General features: G+C 64.1%; 18 protein-coding genes. 5 read left to right on the top strand and 13 right to left on the bottom strand.

Features of this window, described 5'->3' with window-relative positions; genetic code table 11:
* Position 1: 1 nt before the first annotated feature.
* From EI545_RS11055 to EI545_RS11010, 10 genes are all read right to left on the bottom strand, one after another.
* Positions 2–772, bottom strand: a complete 771-nt coding sequence (locus EI545_RS11055; RefSeq protein WP_125325531.1) for an SDR family oxidoreductase — start codon at positions 770–772, stop codon at positions 2–4.
* Positions 769–1,566, bottom strand: a complete 798-nt coding sequence (locus EI545_RS11050; protein ID WP_125325530.1) for a 3-methyl-2-oxobutanoate hydroxymethyltransferase — start codon at positions 1,564–1,566, stop codon at positions 769–771. Before EI545_RS11050 ends, EI545_RS11055 begins: the two co-directional genes overlap by 4 nt.
* Positions 1,563–1,886 (bottom strand): MocE family 2Fe-2S type ferredoxin, encoded by a 324-nt coding sequence (locus tag EI545_RS11045; RefSeq protein ID WP_125325529.1) that lies wholly within the window; start codon positions 1,884–1,886, stop codon positions 1,563–1,565. Before EI545_RS11045 ends, EI545_RS11050 begins: the two co-directional genes overlap by 4 nt.
* A complete protein-coding gene (locus EI545_RS11040) occupies positions 1,883–2,986 on the bottom strand; it encodes a fatty acid desaturase family protein (RefSeq protein ID WP_125325528.1) in 1,104 nt (367 codons plus the stop codon). Before EI545_RS11040 ends, EI545_RS11045 begins: the two co-directional genes overlap by 4 nt.
* A gap of 338 nt (positions 2,987–3,324) precedes the next feature.
* Positions 3,325–4,386, bottom strand: a complete 1,062-nt coding sequence (gene dctP, locus EI545_RS11035; RefSeq protein WP_125325527.1) for a TRAP transporter substrate-binding protein DctP — start codon at positions 4,384–4,386, stop codon at positions 3,325–3,327.
* 38 nt (positions 4,387–4,424) lie between these two features.
* Entirely contained in the window at positions 4,425–5,714 is a 1,290-nt protein-coding gene (locus tag EI545_RS11030; RefSeq protein WP_125325526.1) for a TRAP transporter large permease, read from the bottom strand.
* Positions 5,715–6,311 carry a TRAP transporter small permease gene (locus EI545_RS11025; RefSeq protein ID WP_174258176.1) on the bottom strand — a complete coding sequence of 199 codons (597 nt, stop codon included), beginning with the start codon at positions 6,309–6,311 and terminating at the stop codon, positions 5,715–5,717.
* 36 nt (positions 6,312–6,347) lie between these two features.
* Positions 6,348–6,842, bottom strand: coding sequence for a flavin reductase family protein (locus tag EI545_RS11020; RefSeq protein WP_216842521.1), 495 nt, complete (start codon positions 6,840–6,842; stop codon positions 6,348–6,350).
* Positions 6,842–7,732, bottom strand: a complete 891-nt coding sequence (locus EI545_RS11015; protein WP_125325524.1) for an aldo/keto reductase — start codon at positions 7,730–7,732, stop codon at positions 6,842–6,844. The genes EI545_RS11020 and EI545_RS11015 overlap by 1 nt, the downstream gene beginning before the upstream one ends.
* Positions 7,732–8,889 (bottom strand): LLM class flavin-dependent oxidoreductase, encoded by a 1,158-nt coding sequence (locus tag EI545_RS11010; RefSeq protein ID WP_125325523.1) that lies wholly within the window; start codon positions 8,887–8,889, stop codon positions 7,732–7,734. Before EI545_RS11010 ends, EI545_RS11015 begins: the two co-directional genes overlap by 1 nt.
* A gap of 90 nt (positions 8,890–8,979) precedes the next feature.
* On the opposite strand from EI545_RS11010, the gene EI545_RS11005 reads away from it, so the two are divergent.
* The 3 genes from EI545_RS11005 to EI545_RS10995 all read left to right on the top strand — a co-directional run bounded on the left by EI545_RS11005 (position 8,980) and on the right by EI545_RS10995 (position 11,965).
* Positions 8,980–9,681, top strand: a complete 702-nt coding sequence (locus tag EI545_RS11005) for a GntR family transcriptional regulator (RefSeq protein ID WP_125325522.1) — start codon at positions 8,980–8,982, stop codon at positions 9,679–9,681.
* Between the two features lie 10 nt (positions 9,682–9,691).
* Positions 9,692–10,810: a Gfo/Idh/MocA family protein gene (locus EI545_RS11000; protein ID WP_125325521.1), complete on the top strand. Its 1,119-nt coding sequence runs from the start codon at positions 9,692–9,694 to the stop codon at positions 10,808–10,810.
* A 117-nt stretch (positions 10,811–10,927) separates the two neighbouring features.
* Complete coding sequence (locus tag EI545_RS10995; protein ID WP_125325520.1) at positions 10,928–11,965, top strand: LacI family DNA-binding transcriptional regulator; 1,038 nt, start codon at positions 10,928–10,930, stop codon at positions 11,963–11,965.
* Between the two features lie 33 nt (positions 11,966–11,998).
* On the opposite strand, the gene EI545_RS10990 is transcribed toward EI545_RS10995, so the two are convergent.
* Genes EI545_RS10990 through EI545_RS10980 form a run of 3 tightly spaced genes read right to left on the bottom strand, consistent with a single transcriptional unit; the run spans position 11,999 to position 15,119 of the window.
* On the bottom strand, positions 11,999–13,132 hold the full coding sequence (locus EI545_RS10990) for a Gfo/Idh/MocA family protein (RefSeq protein ID WP_125325519.1): 1,134 nt from the start codon (positions 13,130–13,132) through the stop codon (positions 11,999–12,001).
* Positions 13,133–13,144: 12 nt separating this feature from the next.
* Entirely contained in the window at positions 13,145–14,035 is an 891-nt protein-coding gene (locus EI545_RS10985) for a TIM barrel protein (protein ID WP_125325518.1), read from the bottom strand.
* 7 nt (positions 14,036–14,042) lie between these two features.
* Positions 14,043–15,119 carry a Gfo/Idh/MocA family protein gene (locus EI545_RS10980; protein WP_174258191.1) on the bottom strand — a complete coding sequence of 359 codons (1,077 nt, stop codon included), beginning with the start codon at positions 15,117–15,119 and terminating at the stop codon, positions 14,043–14,045.
* A gap of 162 nt (positions 15,120–15,281) precedes the next feature.
* Between EI545_RS10980 and iolD the strand changes: the two genes are divergently transcribed.
* Both iolD and iolC read left to right on the top strand, forming a co-directional pair.
* A complete protein-coding gene (gene iolD / locus EI545_RS10975) occupies positions 15,282–17,153 on the top strand; it encodes a 3D-(3,5/4)-trihydroxycyclohexane-1,2-dione acylhydrolase (decyclizing) (RefSeq protein WP_125325517.1) in 1,872 nt (623 codons plus the stop codon).
* Entirely contained in the window at positions 17,153–18,130 is a 978-nt protein-coding gene (gene iolC, locus EI545_RS10970; protein WP_125325516.1) for a 5-dehydro-2-deoxygluconokinase, read from the top strand. The genes iolD and iolC overlap by 1 nt, the downstream gene beginning before the upstream one ends.
* Positions 18,131–18,133 lie beyond the last annotated feature (3 nt).

Raw genomic sequence — 18,133 nt, 5'->3', positions numbered from 1 at the left:
GCTAAAGACCCCCCACGACTTTCTGTTCCAGGTCGATCAACGCCCCGCTCATGGGGACCGAGGCATCGCCCAGAAGAAAGACCGCCAGCCTTGCACATTCCTCGGCCGTCACAAGCCGGCCCAGCGGCATCGCGGCTTCGGCTTTGGCCAGCCACCCGGCCCCATGGCCAAGCTGATCCGCCTGCATCCGCCGTTCGCTTTCCGTGGCGACCCAGCCAAGGTTGATCCCGTTCACCCGGATGCGGTCAGCCATATGGGCATGCGCCGCGTTGCGGGTCAGCGTCGCCAGCGCGCCCTTGCTGGCCGCGTAAATCGCAAGATCAGGAGAGCCGCAGAGCGCGTTCATCGACAGGATGTTGACGATGGACCCCGCGGCCCCACGCGCCAACATGTCGTTGACACTTGCCTGCATCAGGAAGAATGCCGCGCGCGCATTGACGGCAAACAGGCTGTCCCAGACCTCGGGCTGACCGGTGGCAACCGATCCGCGTGTGGTCAGCCCTGCCGCATTGACCAAACCGTCGATCCGGCCAAACCGGGCCTTGGCGGCGGCAGCAACTGTCGCCGGGGTGGCGGGGTCGGTCAGGTCGGCCACGACGACTTCGCCTGGCACGGAAAGGCTTGCCGCCATCCGCCCGGCGCCATCCCCATCCCGGTCTACCAGCACCAGCGCACCGACGCCTTCAGCGGCCAAAAGACGGACAATGGCGGCACCAATGCCACTAGCGGCGCCAGTGACAACCACCGCCTTGTCTTCCAACCCCAGTTTCATCCAGCGATTCCCTTCAGGAAGGCGTCATGCTCCCTTGGGTCCATGGTGACGACATGGGCGGCCTCGGGAAAGGCCCCGCAGTCCACATCGGCGCGGAATTCGGTGAAGGCGGCGATCCGTTCGGCTTGCAGCCGGTCATACTCGGCGGCGAAGTTGCGGTAGGCCTTGGCGTGCCGGGGCAGGCGGCTGCGGTTTGTCCCAAGGATATCCTCGGCAAACAGATACTGGGCATCGCAGGCGGGGCCAGCGCCCATTGACCAAAGCAGGATGTCCAGCCGCGCGCTTATCGCAGTTGCGACTTCGACAGGGACAACCTCGATTTCGACGGCAAAAGCACCGGCCTCCTGCAGGCGGCGGCAGTCGTGGAACAGGGCAATCGCCTGATCGGCGGATTTTCCAACCGCGCGGAAACCGCCGGTAAAGGTGGCGCGGCTGGGGACAAGGCCCACATGGCCGACGACCGGCACATATTCCCGCGCCAGATATTCCACCGTCTGCAAGCTGCCCGAACAGTAAAGCGCATCCGCCCCCGCTTGCAGCATCTGCCCGCAGAAGCGCAGGTAGTCATCGGGCGTCCCCGCCTCGGGGTGGGCCTTGCCGGTCATGCTGAAAATGCCGGGCGCGGCCTGACGGTAGCGCGGATCGGTCACAAGGTCAGGCGGGACCGAGGCGATGTCGATCCCTGCAGCCTCGGCTGCCGCTGCCTCATCCAGGGTGACGTAGCGCAGCATGGTCTTCTGACCCTTGCCCTTGTCGGCCTTCAGATCGGCCACGGTGGGACAGCGGCGGGTCATGCGGCCCCACCGACCTGAATTTCGATCCTTCCGTCCACCACCCGTGCCGGATAGGTCGCCAGCGCCACGCAGACCGGGGCCCGTAGCGGCGCACCTGTGCGATAGTTGAAGCGGCCATTGTGCTTGGGGCATTCGATGGTGTCGTCGATGACCAGCCCATCTGCCAGATGCACCTGTTCATGCGTGCAAAGCCCGTCGGTCGCAAAAACCTCGCCCTTGGCGGATCGGTAGACGGCGAACGTCCGGCCCGCATGGTCAAAGCGCATCACATCCTCGGGGTCGATGTCGTCAACCGCGCAGACCGGAATCCACTGGGTCATGCGACACCCCTTTCCGGCACGTCGAACTGATGGAGATCGGCGCGGTAGGGCCGCGCACTGGGTGGCAAAGCGCGGAACTGGGTGTGGCCCGGGTTGGTCCGCTGCCGCCACAGCGTGGCGATCATCCCCTTGTAGGCGGCCCAGATCGACGGGTCTGGCGGCGGCAGGTCATCCTTGATCAGCGCATGCAGGCGGGGCAGCGCATGATAGGGCACCATCGGGAACATGTGGTGTTCAATGTGGTAATTCATGTTCCAATAGATCCATCGGCTGATCGGGTTCATATAGACGGTGCGGCTGTTCAGGCGGTGGTCCAGCACATCCTCGGCCAGCCCGCCATGCTGGATCAGGCCGGTCATCACCATGTGCCAAGCGCCATAAATCCGCGGCCCGCCGATCAGCATCAGCGGCAGAAGCGACCACGAGGCCAAGGCCCAGATCACCGCCGCCGCATAGATCGCGACATGAATCCGCGCCGCAAGGATTGCCTTGGGGCGCTCGCTTTCCGGAAGGTAGTCCGCCTCATCGGGAGTGATTATACCCATGGCATTGCGGGCGAGGATCCGGAAATGCAGCCAGATATCCGGGATCCCGACGAAATGCAGCGCGGCGAGCATCAGTTGCGGTGGGCGGAAATGGCCGATTTCGGGGTCACGCCCGACGATGATGGTATCGGTGTGATGGCGCGCATGGCTCCACCGCCAGCTGACGGGATTGCGCATCACCAGAAAGCTGGCGAAGTGATAGACCACATCGTTCATCCACGACGTCCGAAACGCCGTGCCATGCCCGCATTCGTGCCAGCGGCTGTCGCAGGCCGACCCGTAGAGAACGCCATAGACCAGAAAGAAAGGGACCGCCCACCAAGTGCCCCAGGTTGCCACCCCGCCCGCGCCCGAGGCGACCAGCAACCCCAACCAGATCGCGGTATCGCGCAGGGCAGGACCGTCGCGGCGTTGCATCAGGTCTTTCATCACCTTGCGCGGCACGTCCGAATGATACCATTCGGCCGAGGCCAGACCAGCCTCAACCGCGCGGGCGTTCTCGGGCCCGGTCAGGCTGTAGTCGCGCGGGACGAAAGGCATGGGGCGGGCGGTCATGTGGGTGCCTTCATGTTATTTGCGGCGCCAAGGCTGACAACATCTGCCGATATGCCAATATGATCCAGACTCAATCCGTTCCTCCCTGAACGAACCCCGATCCGCAGCGAACTAGGTGCAAGCGGTCAGGCCGATGCCTTGTGTCTCACGCTGCGGTCGAATGTCGCCACTGGCAACCCCATCAGATCACATCAGATCAGGCCGACAGCAGCCTGAAGCTGCAGCCTGATTGGCCGCGCATGAAACAGCACAGGTCGGGTGAAGCACCCGGCCTGCAACGGTTTTATGGAGTGGCTGGCTCGCGCCCCCTTTGCCTAGGGCACGGGGCGCGGCTGTACCTAGTTCAGTTCCGCCGCGCGGTCGGCGGCAACGGCGGCTTCCGCTTCGGCAACGGCGGCGGTGAAGGCGTCAAGCACTTCCGGCCCGCCCTTCACGTTGCCCTTGAACCATTCGAACACCGGATCGACAGCGGCCTTGAAGGCTGCCTTTTCTTCGGCGGTGGGAACATAGATCTCGCCCCCAGCGGCGCGGAAATCAGCATAGGCCTGAATTTCCTTGCGCTTGGGCGAGGCGAAGGTGGCCTGTTGCAGCGCCGCAAAGCCATCAACCACGATCTGCTGCTGTTCCGGCGTAAGCGACTTGAACCGGTTGTTGCCCATCCACCAGAAGGCGCCCATGTAGCTGTGGCCATCCAGCGTCAGATACTTGATCCCCGCATCGGTGAACTTCATTGACATGATGTCGGTGATGCCGTTCGCCGTGCCTTCAACCACGCCGGTCTGCAGCGAGGTGAACAGCTCCGGCCACGGGATCGGCGTGGGCGAGGCTCCCAAAGTGGTGGCCAGCGTCTGCGGCAGATCGGCCGGGACAGTGCGCATCTTCAGGCCTGCAAGGTCCGCCGGCGCGGCGATCCGGCCCTTGGTGTTGGCATAGTTCCGCCAGCCGCCCGTGTTGCCGATGGTCATCAGGCGGATCGTGTCGCCGCTGTCAGCCAGCGCCATGGCCCGCAGCTTGGCGGTAAAGTCGGTGCCGGTCAGCACCTCTTCGGCCACGCGGTCATCGCTCATCAGGTAAGGCAGGTCGAGGACCTGAATATAGGGGAACAGGCCCGCCGCCCCGCCCGAGGTGGAAATATAGATGTCGATGGTGCCATCAGCCACGCCCGCAAGGCATTCATCGCCCTTGCCGCACAGCTGCGTGCCCATGAAGATTTCCACGCCGATTGCCCCGTTCGAGGCATTCTCGACATAGTTCTTGAACACGACGAGGCCGTCATAATCCTCATCCTGTTCGTTGGAGTTGGCTGTGGCGCGCAGCATGATCTCTTGCGCCAACGCCATGCTGGCGGTGCCCGCCAGAAGTGTCGCCAGAACCAGTGACTTCAGGGTTTTCTGTAGCATGATTTTCTCCCGTTGGATTCTTGTTTGGGGTGGAAAGGTCAGTCCACGAACCCGGCCAAACGCGGCAGGGTCAGGGAAATGGCGGGGATGTAGGTGATCAGAAGGATCACCAGAAACTCGACAAGCAGGAACGGCAGCACGGCGCGGGAAATGGTTTCCACCCGCAGGCCCGATACGGCAGAGGTGGCAAACAGCACCAGCCCCATCGGCGGCGTCAGCAGGCCCACGGTCAGGTTGACCACCATGACCACGGCGAAATGCACCGGGTCCACGCCCAAAGACACGAAGATCGGCCCAAGGATCGGGCCAAGGATGATGATCGCGGGGCCAGCATCAAGGAACATGCCCACGATGAACAGCAAGAGGTTCACCAAAAGCAGCAGAAGCAACGGGTTTTCCGTGATGCTGAGAAGGGTAGAGGCCAGAAGCTCTGGCGTATGGGCCAGCGCCGCCACGGTCTTGAAGGCCATCGCGGCACCAACCAGCAGCATGACCACCGAACTGGTGATCCCTGCCCGGGTCAGCACCCCCGGCAGATCGCGCCATGTCAGGGTACGCAGCACGAAGATCGAGATGAAGAAGCTGTAGCCCACCGCGACAGCCGCCGCTTCGGTGGGCGTGAAGACGCCCGACAGGATGCCGCCCATCAACAAAACCGGGGTCATCAGCGGCCAGAAAGCCGCGCCCCCCGCCCGCGCAGCTTCGCCCCAATTGGCACGCGGCATGGCCTCAGGCAAATTGTAGCGGTTGGCCATCAGCTTGATCGTGATCATCAACGCGATCCCGATCAGCACGCCCGGCACGATCCCGGCCAGAAACAGCGCAGCGACGCTTTCGCCCATCACATAGGCGTAGATGATCATGATCCCCGACGGCGGGATGATCGGGCCGATGATGGCGCTGGCTGCGGTGATCGCGGCGGCAAAGGGCTTGGGGTAGCCCTTCTTTTCCATCTGCGGAATGATGATCGACCCAAGGGCCGAGACATCCGCCACCGCCGACCCCGAAATCCCGGCAAACAGCATCGAGTCGACCACGTTCACCTGTGCCAACCCGCCCCGGAAATGCCCGACCATCGCTTGGGCAAAGCCCACGATCCGCGCACTGATGCCACCGCGGTTCATCAGCTCCCCCGCCAGCATGAAGAAGGGGATCGCCATCAGGGGGAAGGAATTCATTCCCTCATAAACATTGCGATAAAGCAGGACGATGTCGCGTTCCTGCCCGTTCAGCCACAGCAGGATGGCTGGGGCGGCGAGAAGGCCGAAGACCACCGGCAGGCCCAGCATCAGGAAAACAAGGAACAAGGGGAGGAAGAAGCTCAGCATCTATTCCGCCCCCGATCCAAGCATCACCGTATCGGGAATGTCGCGCAGCCCCTCTGGCCCGCGAACAAGCGCATAGAGGTTGCGCAAGGCCAGTTCGACGGCCACCAACAGCAGCAGCGCCACGCCAACCAGCATCGACGCCATCATCCAGGACTTCGGCACCTTCATCCAGGTCACAAGATCAAGGCTGACGGGAACGCGCAGCGAATCCGTTTCAAACCGACCGCCGATGCCTGTGACCTCGGACCAGCCAATGCCCAGCGCAATCCACAGGACAAGGATGGTGACCCCCATCAGGAAGACCGACAGCCCGGTTGCCACCATGCGCGGCAGCAGGCGGATGATCATGTCAATGGCGACAAATCCCCCACGCCGGAACGCCGTGGGGGCCATCAGGCCGGTGGACCACATCATCAGGAAGCGCGAGGCTTCCTCGGGCCAGGGCAGGGCGTTGTTCAGGGCGTAGCGGTAGAAGACCTGCGCAAGGATCACGACAACCATCAGCCCAAGGCACACAGCCCCGATCCAGCGGCCAATCGCCAGAAGCGCGCCGTTCACAAGCCCCAACCCGTGGCAAAGCGCCAGCAGTGCGGTCACGCGTTCCTCCCTTATCCCCCTCTCCCAAGGGGTGCTTCAGCCGGTAAAGCCTCCGAACCTTCCCTTTGCGAAAACCAGCGGCTCGCCCTCCTCCAGGGCCAGCCGCAGGACCTCTCCCACGATGATCAGGTGATCGCCGCCATCATGCGTTGCATGCCGCCGGCAGTCGAAGCGCGACAGGGCCTCCGGCATGACCGGAACGCCCTCGGCGTTCAGGTGCCAGCCCAGACCGTCAAACCCGGCACCACCCCGGGCAAAGCGGGCGGGCCAATCTGTCTGCGCCTGCCCCAGGACATGAATTGCGTAATGCTCGGCAGCGGCAAACTGCGCAAATCGGGATGACGATCTGGCGGGCGACCACAGCACAAGCGGTGGGTCCAGCGACAGGCTGGAAAAGCTGTTGGCGGTGAATCCCATCGGCCCGTCGGGCCCCATGATGGTCACGACGGTCACCCCGGTCGCAAATCGGCCCAGCGCGTCGCGGAACAGACGCGCGTTGTCGGCATTCGGAATGATTCCACCGTCCGCCATCATGGCACCTCATGCCCTTGGGCCAATGTGTAAAGCTCGAACCAGGTCTGGCGGTCCATCGGCACGCGCAGGGCATCCGCGATGCTGGCGATGCGCGACAGGGTGTTGGTGCCCAAGACCGGTATCACCCGCGCCGGGTGATGCAGAAGCCAGGCCACGGCAACGGCGGTCCAGTCGGTGCCGGCGTCGCGCGCAATGGCATCCAGACGGGCGGAAAGGCCGTCCCCCGCCTCGGCGCGCAGATGGCCACCGGCAAGCGGGCTCCACGCCATGGGTGGGATAGCCCGTTCCTGCAGGAACGCCAGATCACCATTGGTGAAGGGCGCGCGGCAGTTCAGCGAAAGCTCGATCTGGTTGGTGACAAGGGGCGAGGTCATGGCCGATTGCAGCAGGCTGAAATCCCAAGGCCGGAAGTTCGAAACGCCAACAGCGCGCACCTTGCCCGAGGTGACCAGCCCATCCAGCGCCCGGCCCGTTTCGTGATGGTCCATCAGCGGGTCCGGGCGGTGGATCAGCAACAGGTCGATCCGGTCCGTCGCCATGTCACGCAGCGACGCCTCGACACTGGCAGTGATGTGGGCGGCTGAGGTGTCATAATGCTTGACCCGCGCCGCCGAATGGCGACCGGCCGGGGCGACGATATCGCATTTCGTCACGATCTCGATCTGGTCGCGCAGGGTGGGGGCCGCGCGCAAGGCGGCACCAAAGATCGCCTCGGCAACATAGCCGCCGTAGATGTCGGCCTGATCCATCGTGGTGATGCCCTGCGCCAGACAAGCCTCGACCTTCGCCTGCACATGGGCAGGGCTGGTGTCGGGATCATCGCCCAGCCGCCACATGCCATAGACCAGGCGAGAAATCTCAACGCTGCCAAGGGTCAGGCGATCCATCAGCGGCGCACTCCGCTGCCCAAGGGGGTGGCGGGGGTGGTTGCTGGCACACGGCCATAGGCATGGGGCAGGGAGCAGGTCTTCAACTCTGGCATCACTTTCGTTCCGAAATGGTCGCATTCATCCAGATGCGGATAGCCCGAGAAGATGAACGCACGGATGCCCATCTTGCGATAGGCCTCGATCTTTGACAGCACCTGATCCGTGCTGCCCACCAGCGCCGCGCCACAGCCGGACCGCGCCCGGCCGATCCCGGTCCACAGATGCGGCTCGATATAGCCAAACTGGTCAGCCAGTTCCCGCGCCCGGGCCTGATGCGCCACGCCCAAACTTATACTGTCATGCGCCCGGTCGCGGATCAGTTTGCCATATTCGTCATCCAGCTTCGACACCAGATGGTCGGCATAGTCCCGCGCCTCGGCCTCGGTATCGCGGACGATCATGTGGACGCGCAGGCCATAGTCCAGCGTCCGGCCGTGGGCTTCGGCGCGGGCGTGGACGTCCTGCATCCGCTTTGCCAGCATCTCCATCGGTTCGGGCCACATCAGGTAAACGTCACATTGCGCGCCACAGAGCTCCAGCGCATCAGGGGAATAACCGCCGAAGTACAAAAGCGGCCCGCCGTTCTGCTGGTAGGGGCGGGCGGGGTCGGTGGTGATCTTGCTGATCTGGTAGACGTCGCCCGAATATTCGATGTGCTCCCGCGTCCAAGCCTGACGCAGGATCTCCACCACCTCATGGCTGCGCTTGTAGCGATAGGCGCTGTCAGCCACCTCACCCGGGAAGTCGGATGAGATCACGTTCAACGTCAGCCGCCCTTGCAGCATATGGTCCAGCGTGGCCACCGTGCGGGCCAGCATCACCGGCTGCATCTCGCCACAGCGGATGGCCGCCAGAAAGTTGATCTTGTCGGTGATCGGCGCGCAGCCTGCAACGAAGGACAGGGTATCTTGCCCCACCTGATAGGACGACGGGCACAGGATGTTGCGAAACCCCCGCGCTTCGGCCCGCTTCACGATGTTGGAGCAATGCGCCCAGCTTGACCGCAGATCGCCATCCGGCACCCCAAGAAACTGGTAGTCGTCGGAACAAAGCGCCGCAAACCAACTGACTTCGCAGGCATCAAGATCGGGCGAGGTGATCGGAACGACCGTCATGATTCTCTTCTCCGCCAGCGCTGATTTCCCCTTGCGTAGCATCCGCTTTGATGTAGATCAATACTAGATCAATTTTTTCGGGCCACCTCGATGAATGCGCCGGGCGCCTTGCCGCTGTACCAGCAGATCGCGGAACTTCTGATCCGCGACATTGCGGCGGGTCGGCTGATCGACGGGGAACGGCTGCCCCCCGAACGCGACATGGCGGCAGAACTGGGGATTGCGGTCGGCACCCTACGGCAAGCGCTGAAATCCCTGACGGAAAAGGGCCTGCTGGACCGGGTGCAGGGATCGGGCAACTACATCCGTGCCAAGCCGGATGCCGCATCAGTCTACGCCTTGTTCCGGCTGGAGCTTGTTGCAGGCGGGGGCCTTCCCACCGCGCGCATCCTGTCCGTGGATCGTTGCATCAAGGACCCTCGGCTTCCCCCGTTCGGCACCCATGCCGAAGGGCACCGCATCCGCCGCCTGCGGTTCCTGTCCGGGCAGGTCGCCGCGGTCGAGGAGATCTGGCTGGACGCAGCCCATGCCGAACGCCTGACTGCCGCCGATCTTTCGGAATCGCTTTATCTTTACTACCGCCAGCGTCTTGGCCTGTGGATCTCCCGCGCCGAGGACAGCATCGGCCAAGGCCCGTTGCCAGACTGGGCTCCGCCAGAATTTCCCCACGCCCCCGGTGTGCCCCTGCCGCTGATCACCCGGGTCAGCTGGGCGCAGGCGGGACAATCTGTCGAAGCCTCGTTCACCTGGTATGACCCTGAAACCGTGCGCTATGTCGCACGCTTGAAATAGGACGAAACACATGCAGCGTTATGGCATCATCGGCTGCGGGATGATGGGGCAAGAGCACCTGCGCAACATCGCGCTGCTGGAAAGCGCATCGGTCGCCGCGATCTTTGAACCTGATGCAGGGATGCGCGCCGCCGCTGCCGCACTGGCACCGGGCGCGCGCATGGTCAGTTCGGTGGCCGATGTGCTGGCGGTTGAGGAGGTGAACTGCCTTCTGATCACCAGCCCGAACTACCTGCATTTGGCGCAGCTTGAAGAAATCGCGGCGATCCGGCCCCTACCGATTTTGTGCGAAAAGCCCCTGTTCACCGACCCCGCAGATGCCCCGCGCCTTGCCGCCCTGCGCGCAGCCTATCCAGCGCCGATCTGGGTGGCGATGGAATACCGCTACATGCCCCCGGTCGCCCATCTGCTGCGCGAGGCGGGGGCCGCGACCGGCGGCATCAAGATGCTGACGATCCGCGAACACCGCTTTCCCTTTCTGGCCAAGGTTGGCGACTGGAACCGGTTCAACCGAAACTCGGGTGGGACACTGGTGGAGAAATGCTGCCATTTCTTCGACCTGATGCGCCTTGTTGCCGGGTGTGATCCGGTCCGGGTGATGGCCAGCGGCGGGCAGGCGGTGAACCATCTGGACGAGATCTACGATGGCCAGCGGTCCGACATCTGGGACCATGCCTATGTCATCGTCGATTTCCAAAGCGGCATGCGGGCGATGCTGGAACTGTGCATGTTCGCCGAAGGCAGCCGCTATCAGGAGGAGATTTCCGCCGTCGGGCCCTTGGGCAAGATCGAATGTCTGGTGCCGGGACCGGGGCGGTTCTGGCCGGCGCATCTGGGGGAGGCCCCCGTTCCGAAGGTGATTGTCAGCCCGCGCAACCCTGCAGGGCCGGTAGAGCTGGACATCCCCGTTGACCCCGCGCTGCTGGCGGCTGGCGATCACAACGGATCGACCTTCTACCAGCATCAGGGCTTTGCCCGAACTGTGGCGGGGCTGCAAAGCCCTGAGGTGTCGCTGATGGATGGCTGGTGGGCTGTCGCCATTGGCATGGCCGCGCAGGAAAGCGCCATCACCGGGAAAGCCGTGGACTTTGCAGCCGCACCCTATGCGCCGGGCGCAGCGAGGCCCTAGGCCGCGCCGCCGACGCGCCTTATTGCAACTGGTTGCAACACATCCCCCTAGGCGAGGTTCTCTCTGGTGCCGCCGCATGTATAGTGCCGGGGAAACGGGACTGTTCGCAGGTTGGCAATGGCAGTGACACTCAAGGAAGTGGCGGTCCGCGCCGGGGTGTCCCGGTCTGCCGTATCGCGCACCTTCACGGATGGCGCATCCGTGTCGCCGAAGACCCGGGCAAAGGTGGAAAAGGCAGCCAACGAATTGGGTTACGCGCCCAACGCCTTGGCTTCCAGCCTGACGACAGGCCGGACAAAGCTGATCGGCCTCATCGCCAACAACTTCCACAACCCGACGCTGCTTGAGGTGTTCGATCTCTTTACCCGGGGCCTTCAGGACCGCGGTCTGCGGCCGCTTCTGGTCAACCTGACCGATGCAACCGATCCCGCCGCTTCCGTCCGGATGCTGCGGCAATACTCGGTCGATGGGGTGATCGTGGCGTCCTCCACCCTGCCATCAAGCTTTTCCGAAGCGTTCAAGAGTGCGGGTTTACCGGTCGTCCACGCCTTCGGGCGCTACTCGATTGCGCCGGATGTGCATGTTGTCGGGATCGACAACGTTGCCTGCGGACGAATGGCGGCCGAAGCACTGCTGCAGCGCGGATATACCCGCGTTGGCTTCCTGGGCGGGCCAGAAAGTGCCACATCGACCCAGGACCGCGCGGCGGGCTTTCTTCGAGCGCTGCAAGGGCATCCGGGGGTCGTCGTGACCCAGTCCTATGCCAAGGGTTACACCTTTGAGGCTGGACGGGCAGAGATGCAGCACCTTCTGGCCGGCACGCCCGCCGAAGCCTATTTCTGCGGGGATGACCTGCTGGCCATCGGCGCGCTAAGTGCCATCGAGGAGGCGGGACTGTCGGTTCCGGGTGACATCGGGCTGATCGGGCTGAACGACATGGAAATGGCCCGCTGGCAGAACATCGGGCTGACGACGATCCATCAGCCCGTCGCTCAGATCATCGCCGCCGCGATCGAACTGGTCGTCGCCACGATCGAGACTCCCGATCGCCCGCCCGAAGTGCGCCTGTTCCCCTGCCGGGTGATCACCCGCAGAACCTTGCGCGCAACGGCTGGGGAACCGGAGTTTTCAAAACCTCCGGACCGGAGCCTTTGAAGGCTCCGACCCGATTTCTTTGAAGAAATCGGTCTATCGAAACATCGGCGGGCGGGCGTCCAGCCACGCACCACCGGCCTTGGCCGAAGCCACCGCCGTATGCACCGCCGCCATTGACCGCACGCCGCTTGCCGCAGTGGGCAGACCGTCGCGGGCCGTCCCGCGAATGGCATCGGCAAGATCGCAGTAGATGTTCGCCACCGCCAGCGGGAACCCCTCAGGATGTGCAATTGCGACCCGGGACAGGCGTTTGGCATCGTCATAAAGCCCGGACTCGCCCTTCTCCATGATCTGCGTACGACCGCCGACAGGCGTATAGATCAGCTGGTTCGGCTGTTCCGAGGCCCAGCGGAAACCCCCGGTTTCGCCGAACACCTGAATGTCAAAGCCATGCTGCCGCCCGATGGCCACCGATGACGTCCAAAGCCGCCCCACAGTGCCCTTCGACATGCGGAAGTTGACCATCGCGTCATCCTCCAGCACGCGGCTTGGGATCGTCGAGGCGAAGTCGGCGCTCAGCTTTTCCACCTCGTCATCGCAGATGAAGCTGGCCATGTGCAGCGCATGGATGCCGCAATCGGCAAACTGGCCGGACACCCCCGCCATGGCCGGATCATAGCGCCAGCGAACGCGCGGATTGTCCGCATCGGTCGCATCACCGTGGTGTCCGTGGCTAAAGTTCGTCACCACCAGCCGGACCTTGCCGATATCGCCATTGCGCACCATAGCGCGGGCTTGGCGGATCATCGGATAGGCCGAGTAGCAGTAGTTGACCGCGCAGATCTTCCCGGTCTTCGCGGCGATGCGGACAATCTCTTCGCCCTCCTCCACCGTCACGGTCATGGGCTTTTCGCACAGCACGTTGAAGCCTGCCTCAAGGAAGGCCTTGGTGATCTCGAAATGGGTGGAGTTCGGCGTGGCCACCGTCACCAGATCGCAGCGGTCAGCGCGGTTCCGTTCCCCCGCCAGCATCTCCTGCCAGTCGCCATAGGCGCGGTCGGGGGCCACGCCCAACCGCTGCGCATACTCCCGCCCCACGTCGGCCCGGTGGTCCATCGCGCCTGCGACAAGGTTGAAATGCCCGTCGGCCAGCGCGCCAAGACGGTGGGCGGGGCCAATCTGGCTGCCTTCGCCGCCGCCGATCATGCCCCAGTTCAGTTTCGCCATGATATGCGCCCCTTAGAAGCCGATGGAGGAAAGGTATTCGCGGTTCTTCCGCGCGTCTTCGATGGGGCTGACATCCAGCGTCGGGTCGCAGTCCTGTTCAACCGTGCACCAGCCTTCGAAACCGGCGTCCAGCAGGATCTGCCGCACGGCGGGGAAATCGACGTCGCCCGTGCCAAGGTTGCAGAAGATGCCCTGCCCGCAGGCATCATAGAACCCTGTGCCCTTGGCGATGACATCAGCCTTCACCTTCGGATCGATGTCCTTGAAATGCATATAGCTGATGCGACCGATATGCCGCTTCATGAAGGCGACCGGATCAAACCCCGCGTAGGAATGGTGCCCGGTGTCAAAGCAGATCTTCAGTGTCTTTTCGTCAACCTCCTCCAGCAACCTCTCAAGTTCCGGTTCAAAGTCGATGAACCCGGCGGCGTGGGCGTGGATGCCAACGGTCAGTCCGTACTCCTCAGCCCCCAGCTTGGCAACCTCGGCGATCCTGTCGCGGAAGGCGGCCCATTCGGCGGCATCCATCTGTTCGGCAGCCTCGGCCCGGCCAGCAGTCGGCGCGCGTCGGGGTGAGATGCTGTCGATCAGCACCAGATGCTTCGCCCCATGCGCGGTCAGCGCCTTGCAGGTACGGATAGAGGCATCCCAGACCTCATCCCACTTCGCGGGATCGTGGAACGGTCGGAAGACCACGCCGCCGATCAACTCCAGCCCGTTCTCGGCCAAGGCCGAGCCAAGGATCGCCGGGTCCTCGGGCATGAAACCGATGGGGCCAAGCTCGATCCCCTTGTAGCCCGCACCCGCGCAGTCCGACAGCACCTGACGCCATGGCGGGTTGCGCGGATCGTCTGCAAATTCCACGCCCCAGGAACAGGGGGCATTGCCGATACGGATGGTCATTTGATCCTCACGTTTGGGGGACGGCGTGCCAGCGGCCGTCGTCCGATGCCTTGAAGGCTGTGTCGATGATCTGGCTGACGGCCAGACCGTCGCGGAAGGTGGGCCAGACGGGCTTGCCCGTGGCGATAGCCTGCAGGAAATCCCGCGCTTCGATGATGATCTGGTCCTGATAGCCGGTGCCATGACCGGGGCCTTGGCAGAAGGCGGCATAGTTCGGATGCGCCGGGCCGGTCAGGATGCGGGTAAAGCCGCGCGTCGCCTCGGGCCCTTCGGCGCGGTACAGGTGGACGGCGTTCTGATCTTCCTGATCGAACCGGATACTGCCCTTTGTACCATGGATTTCATAGGCATAGCCCATCTTGCGCCCCGTGGCGACGCGGCTGATGAACAGGTGGCCCATCACCCCGCTGGCGAAGCGCAGCATCAGTTGCGCCTGATCGTCGTTGGTCACCGGGGCGGGGCCGTTAGGGCCGGGGCGGGTGGCGTGGACGGTTTCAATCCGCGCGGAAAGTTCTTCCACCGGCCCCATCAGCGCCAGCAGGCAGTTGATCGGATGTGGGGCAAGATCGCCCATGCAGCCATTCGCACGGCCCGTGGTGCGCCATGTGGCGGGCAAGGACGGGTCGGCCAGAAAATCCTCGGTATGTTCGCCGCGGAACCATGTCAGGTCGCCAATCGCGCCTTCGGCCAATAGTTGCCGCACGAACTGGGTTGCAGGGGTGCGGACATAGTTGAAGCCGATCATGTTCGGCAAACCCGACGCTTCGGCCGCCGCAACCATCGCCCTCGCATCTTCCAGCGATGCACCCAGCGGCTTTTCGCAGAACACCGGCTTGCCTGCGGCAAAGGCCGCTTCGGCAATGGCCCGATGGGTAGACTGGGGTGAGGCGATGACCACCGCCTCAACCATTGGATCGGCCACCAGATCACGCCAATCCGCCGTCGCGCGGGCAAAGCCATAGGCGGTGCGGTAGCGTTCGGCAGACTCGGTGCTGGTGGCGGCGATCATCTCCAGTCGGGGCCGCAGGGCCGTGTCAAACACCGCACCAACAGCGGCCAGGGCCACCGCATGCGCCTTGCCCATATAGCCGCCGCCGACCAGCCCGATCCCGATGGGTCCTGCTCGCTTTGCCACTGGAAGCCCTCCCGCCTGCGGCCGGTATTGCAACCGGTTGCAAAAGATGTATCCTCCCTCCTCAAGCCGCGCAAGTCCCGTTTGAGGCTTCGCGACGGGGAGGGAATTGACATGACCAGACCGGGCGACAGCCTCAGGCTGACCGTGGCGCAGGCCATCGTGCGCTGGCTGATGAACCAGTTCATCGAGATTGACGGAGTTGAAACCCGCATCTGCGGTGGCGGCTTCGGGATTTTCGGCCACGGCAACGTGCCCTGCCTGGGTGAGGCGCTGTATCCCGTGCGGGACGACCTGCCGCTCTACCGGGGCCAGAACGAACAAAGCATGGGCTTTGCCGCCGCCGCCTATGCCAAGTACCACCTGCGCCGCCGGTTCATGTTCTGCACCGCCAGCGCCGGGCCGGGGACGGCGAACCTGCTGACCGCTGCGGCCTTGGCCCATGCCAACCGCCTGCCGATGCTGATGCTGTGCGGTGATACCTTCCTGACCCGCCTGCCCGACCCGGTGCTGCAGCAGCTGGAGCATTTCGGGAACCCCTCACTGGGCCTCAACGACGCCTTCAAACCCGTTAGCCGCTACTGGGACCGCATCACCCACCCCGCGCAGATCCTGCAATCGCTGCCAGCCGCACTGGCCACATTGCTGGACCCCGCCGATTGCGGCCCGGCCTTCATCGGCCTGCCGCAAGACCTGCAAGGCTGGGCCTACGACTACCCCGCCGCCTTCTTCGCCAAGCGCGTCCACCGCATCCGCCGCCAATCCCCCGACATGGCCGAGATTGCCGAGGCCGCCGCTCTCCTCCGCACGGCGCAGCGCCCGGTCATCGTGGCAGGCGGCGGTGTCCAGTATTCCGGCGCCGTGGCCGAACTGACCGCATTTGCCGAGACGCATGGGATTCCGGTGGTGGAAACCATCGCAGGGCGGGCGAACCTGCTTGCAGACCATCCCCTGAACATCGGCCCCCTTGGCGTGACTGGATCAGACAGCGCCAACACCATCGCCGGAGCGGCAGATGTCGTGCTGGCCGTCGGCACGCGACTGCAGGATTTCACCACGGGGTCATGGACCGTCTTTGCCCCGGACGCCCGGCTGATCGGCCTGAACGCAGGCCGCCATGATGCGGCCAAACATCAGTCGCTGGCCGTGGTGGGCGATGCCAAGCTGGGACTGCTGGCTTTGGAGGCCGCTCTCAACGGTCACCAAGCGCCCTCAGACTGGGTCACCAAGGCCCAAGCCGAGCGCAAGATCTGGGACACATACGTCGCCACAAACGTAGCCCACGGCAACCGCCCCAACTCCTACGCCCAAGCCATCGGCGTGGTGAACGCGCTGTGCCATCCGCGTGACAGGGTGGTGACGGCGGCAGGCGGCCTGCCCGCCGAGGTGACCGCCAACTGGCGCACCCTTGGCATCGGCACGGTGGATGTCGAATTCGGCTTTTCCTGCATGGGCTACGAAATCGCAGGCGGCTGGGGCGCCCGGATCGCCCAAACCGAAAAGGAGGCCGACCGCGACACGATCGTTTTCGTCGGCGACGGCAGCTACCTTCTGATGAACTCGGACATCTATTCCTCGGTCCTGACGGCCAAGAAGCTGATCGTGCTCGTGCTGGACAACGGCGGCTTTGCCGTCATCAACAAGCTGCAGAACAACACCGGGCAGGCCAGCTTCAACAACCTGATCAAGGATTGCCCCACGGTCCCCGACCCCTTCACCGTGGATTTCGAAGCCCACGCCCGCGCGATGGGGGCCAATGCCGAAACCGTGGCCAACCCCGCCGAACTGGCCGAAGCCTTCCAGCGCGCGAAGGCTGCAACCAAGACCAGCGTCATCGTGATGCAGGTTGACCCCTATGAAGGCTGGACCACCCAAGGCCACGCCTGGTGGGAGATCGGCACGGCCGAGGTCTCGGCCAGCGAAAGCGTCCGCGCCAAGCATGTTGAGGTTGAGGGCGGCCGCGCCGGCCAAAGGCGGGGCGTCTGATGGCCAACCTTGCGCGCCTTGCCGGGCGGAACTTTCTGGTCATCGGCCGCGCGGGGATGGACCTGTACGCCGACCCCCCCGGCACGAGCGTAGAGGATGCCACGCAGTTCACCACGGCGCTTGGCGGATCGTCGGCCAACATCGCAGTGGCCCTGACGCGGCAGGGGTGCAAGGCGGCGCTGGTGACCTGTGTCTCTGACGATGCGGTTGGCCGCTTTTGCCTGAACCAGCTCGACGCCTATGGCATCAACCGCACCCATGTGCGCCCTGTGGCGGGTGAAGCGCGCAACTCGCTTGCCGTGGTCGAAACGCGGCTGGAAAACTGCCAATCGGTGATCTACCGCAACAACGCCGCTGACTTTGCGATGACGGAGACGGACGTCGAGGCCGTGGATTACACCGCCTTCTCCGCCCTCATCACCACCGGCACCGTCCTTGCCGCCGAACCTTCGCGCTCTGCCGCCTTCCGCGCCTTCCATCTGGCCCGCGCCGCCGGTCTGCCCCTGATCTTCGATGTGGATTACCGGCCCTATTCCTGGCCCTCACCCGCGGTGGCCGCCGATGTCTATTCGCGCGCTGGGGCGATGTGTGATGTGATTGTCGGCAATGATGTCGAGTTTGGCTTCATGGCCGGGCACCCCGATCTGGGCCTTGCAAAGGCGCGTAGCCTGATTGCGGATGGGGCGCAGATCGTCGTCTACAAGATGGGCGAAAAGGGCGCGGTCACGATCACCCGAGAGGGTGAGTTTGCCACCGGCATCTTCCCGACCAAGGCCCTGAAACCCACCGGCGCGGGTGACAGCTTTCTGGGCGCCTTCATCGCCGGGCTGGCGGCTGGCCTTCCGGTCAAGGACGCCGTCCTGCGCGGGTCCGCCGCTGCCGCGATGGTCGTGGCCCGCATCGGCTGCGCCCCCGCCATGCCTACCATCGCCGAACTTGACGCCTTCCTTGGCCAGCACCCAAGCCCGACCAAATAGCTC

The sequence above is a fragment of the Tabrizicola piscis genome (assembly GCF_003940805.1).
GTDB lineage: Bacteria > Pseudomonadota > Alphaproteobacteria > Rhodobacterales > Rhodobacteraceae > Tabrizicola > Tabrizicola piscis.
The sequence above is the reverse complement of the archived record's forward strand: the minus strand, read 5'-3'. Positions and strand labels throughout refer to the sequence as shown.

Coding starts and splice junctions, on each gene's coding strand:
- EI545_RS11040 (WP_125325528.1), bottom strand. CDS start 2,986: ATGACCGCCCGCCCCATGCCTTTCGTCCCGCGCGACTACAGCCTGACC.
- EI545_RS11005 (WP_125325522.1), top strand. CDS start 8,980: ATGAATGCGCCGGGCGCCTTGCCGCTGTACCAGCAGATCGCGGAACTT.
- EI545_RS10995 (WP_125325520.1), top strand. CDS start 10,928: ATGGCAGTGACACTCAAGGAAGTGGCGGTCCGCGCCGGGGTGTCCCGG.
- EI545_RS10980 (WP_174258191.1), bottom strand. CDS start 15,119: ATGGGCAAGGCGCATGCGGTGGCCCTGGCCGCTGTTGGTGCGGTGTTT.
- EI545_RS10985 (WP_125325518.1), bottom strand. CDS start 14,035: ATGACCATCCGTATCGGCAATGCCCCCTGTTCCTGGGGCGTGGAATTT.
- iolC (WP_125325516.1), top strand. CDS start 17,153: ATGGCCAACCTTGCGCGCCTTGCCGGGCGGAACTTTCTGGTCATCGGC.
- EI545_RS11010 (WP_125325523.1), bottom strand. CDS start 8,889: ATGACGGTCGTTCCGATCACCTCGCCCGATCTTGATGCCTGCGAAGTC.
- iolD (WP_125325517.1), top strand. CDS start 15,282: ATGACCAGACCGGGCGACAGCCTCAGGCTGACCGTGGCGCAGGCCATC.
- EI545_RS11000 (WP_125325521.1), top strand. CDS start 9,692: ATGCAGCGTTATGGCATCATCGGCTGCGGGATGATGGGGCAAGAGCAC.
- EI545_RS11050 (WP_125325530.1), bottom strand. CDS start 1,566: ATGACCCGCCGCTGTCCCACCGTGGCCGATCTGAAGGCCGACAAGGGC.
- EI545_RS10990 (WP_125325519.1), bottom strand. CDS start 13,132: ATGGCGAAACTGAACTGGGGCATGATCGGCGGCGGCGAAGGCAGCCAG.
- EI545_RS11045 (WP_125325529.1), bottom strand. CDS start 1,886: ATGACCCAGTGGATTCCGGTCTGCGCGGTTGACGACATCGACCCCGAG.
- EI545_RS11020 (WP_216842521.1), bottom strand. CDS start 6,842: ATGGCGGACGGTGGAATCATTCCGAATGCCGACAACGCGCGTCTGTTC.
- EI545_RS11030 (WP_125325526.1), bottom strand. CDS start 5,714: ATGCTGAGCTTCTTCCTCCCCTTGTTCCTTGTTTTCCTGATGCTGGGC.
- dctP (WP_125325527.1), bottom strand. CDS start 4,386: ATGCTACAGAAAACCCTGAAGTCACTGGTTCTGGCGACACTTCTGGCG.
- EI545_RS11015 (WP_125325524.1), bottom strand. CDS start 7,732: ATGGATCGCCTGACCCTTGGCAGCGTTGAGATTTCTCGCCTGGTCTAT.
- EI545_RS11055 (WP_125325531.1), bottom strand. CDS start 772: ATGAAACTGGGGTTGGAAGACAAGGCGGTGGTTGTCACTGGCGCCGCT.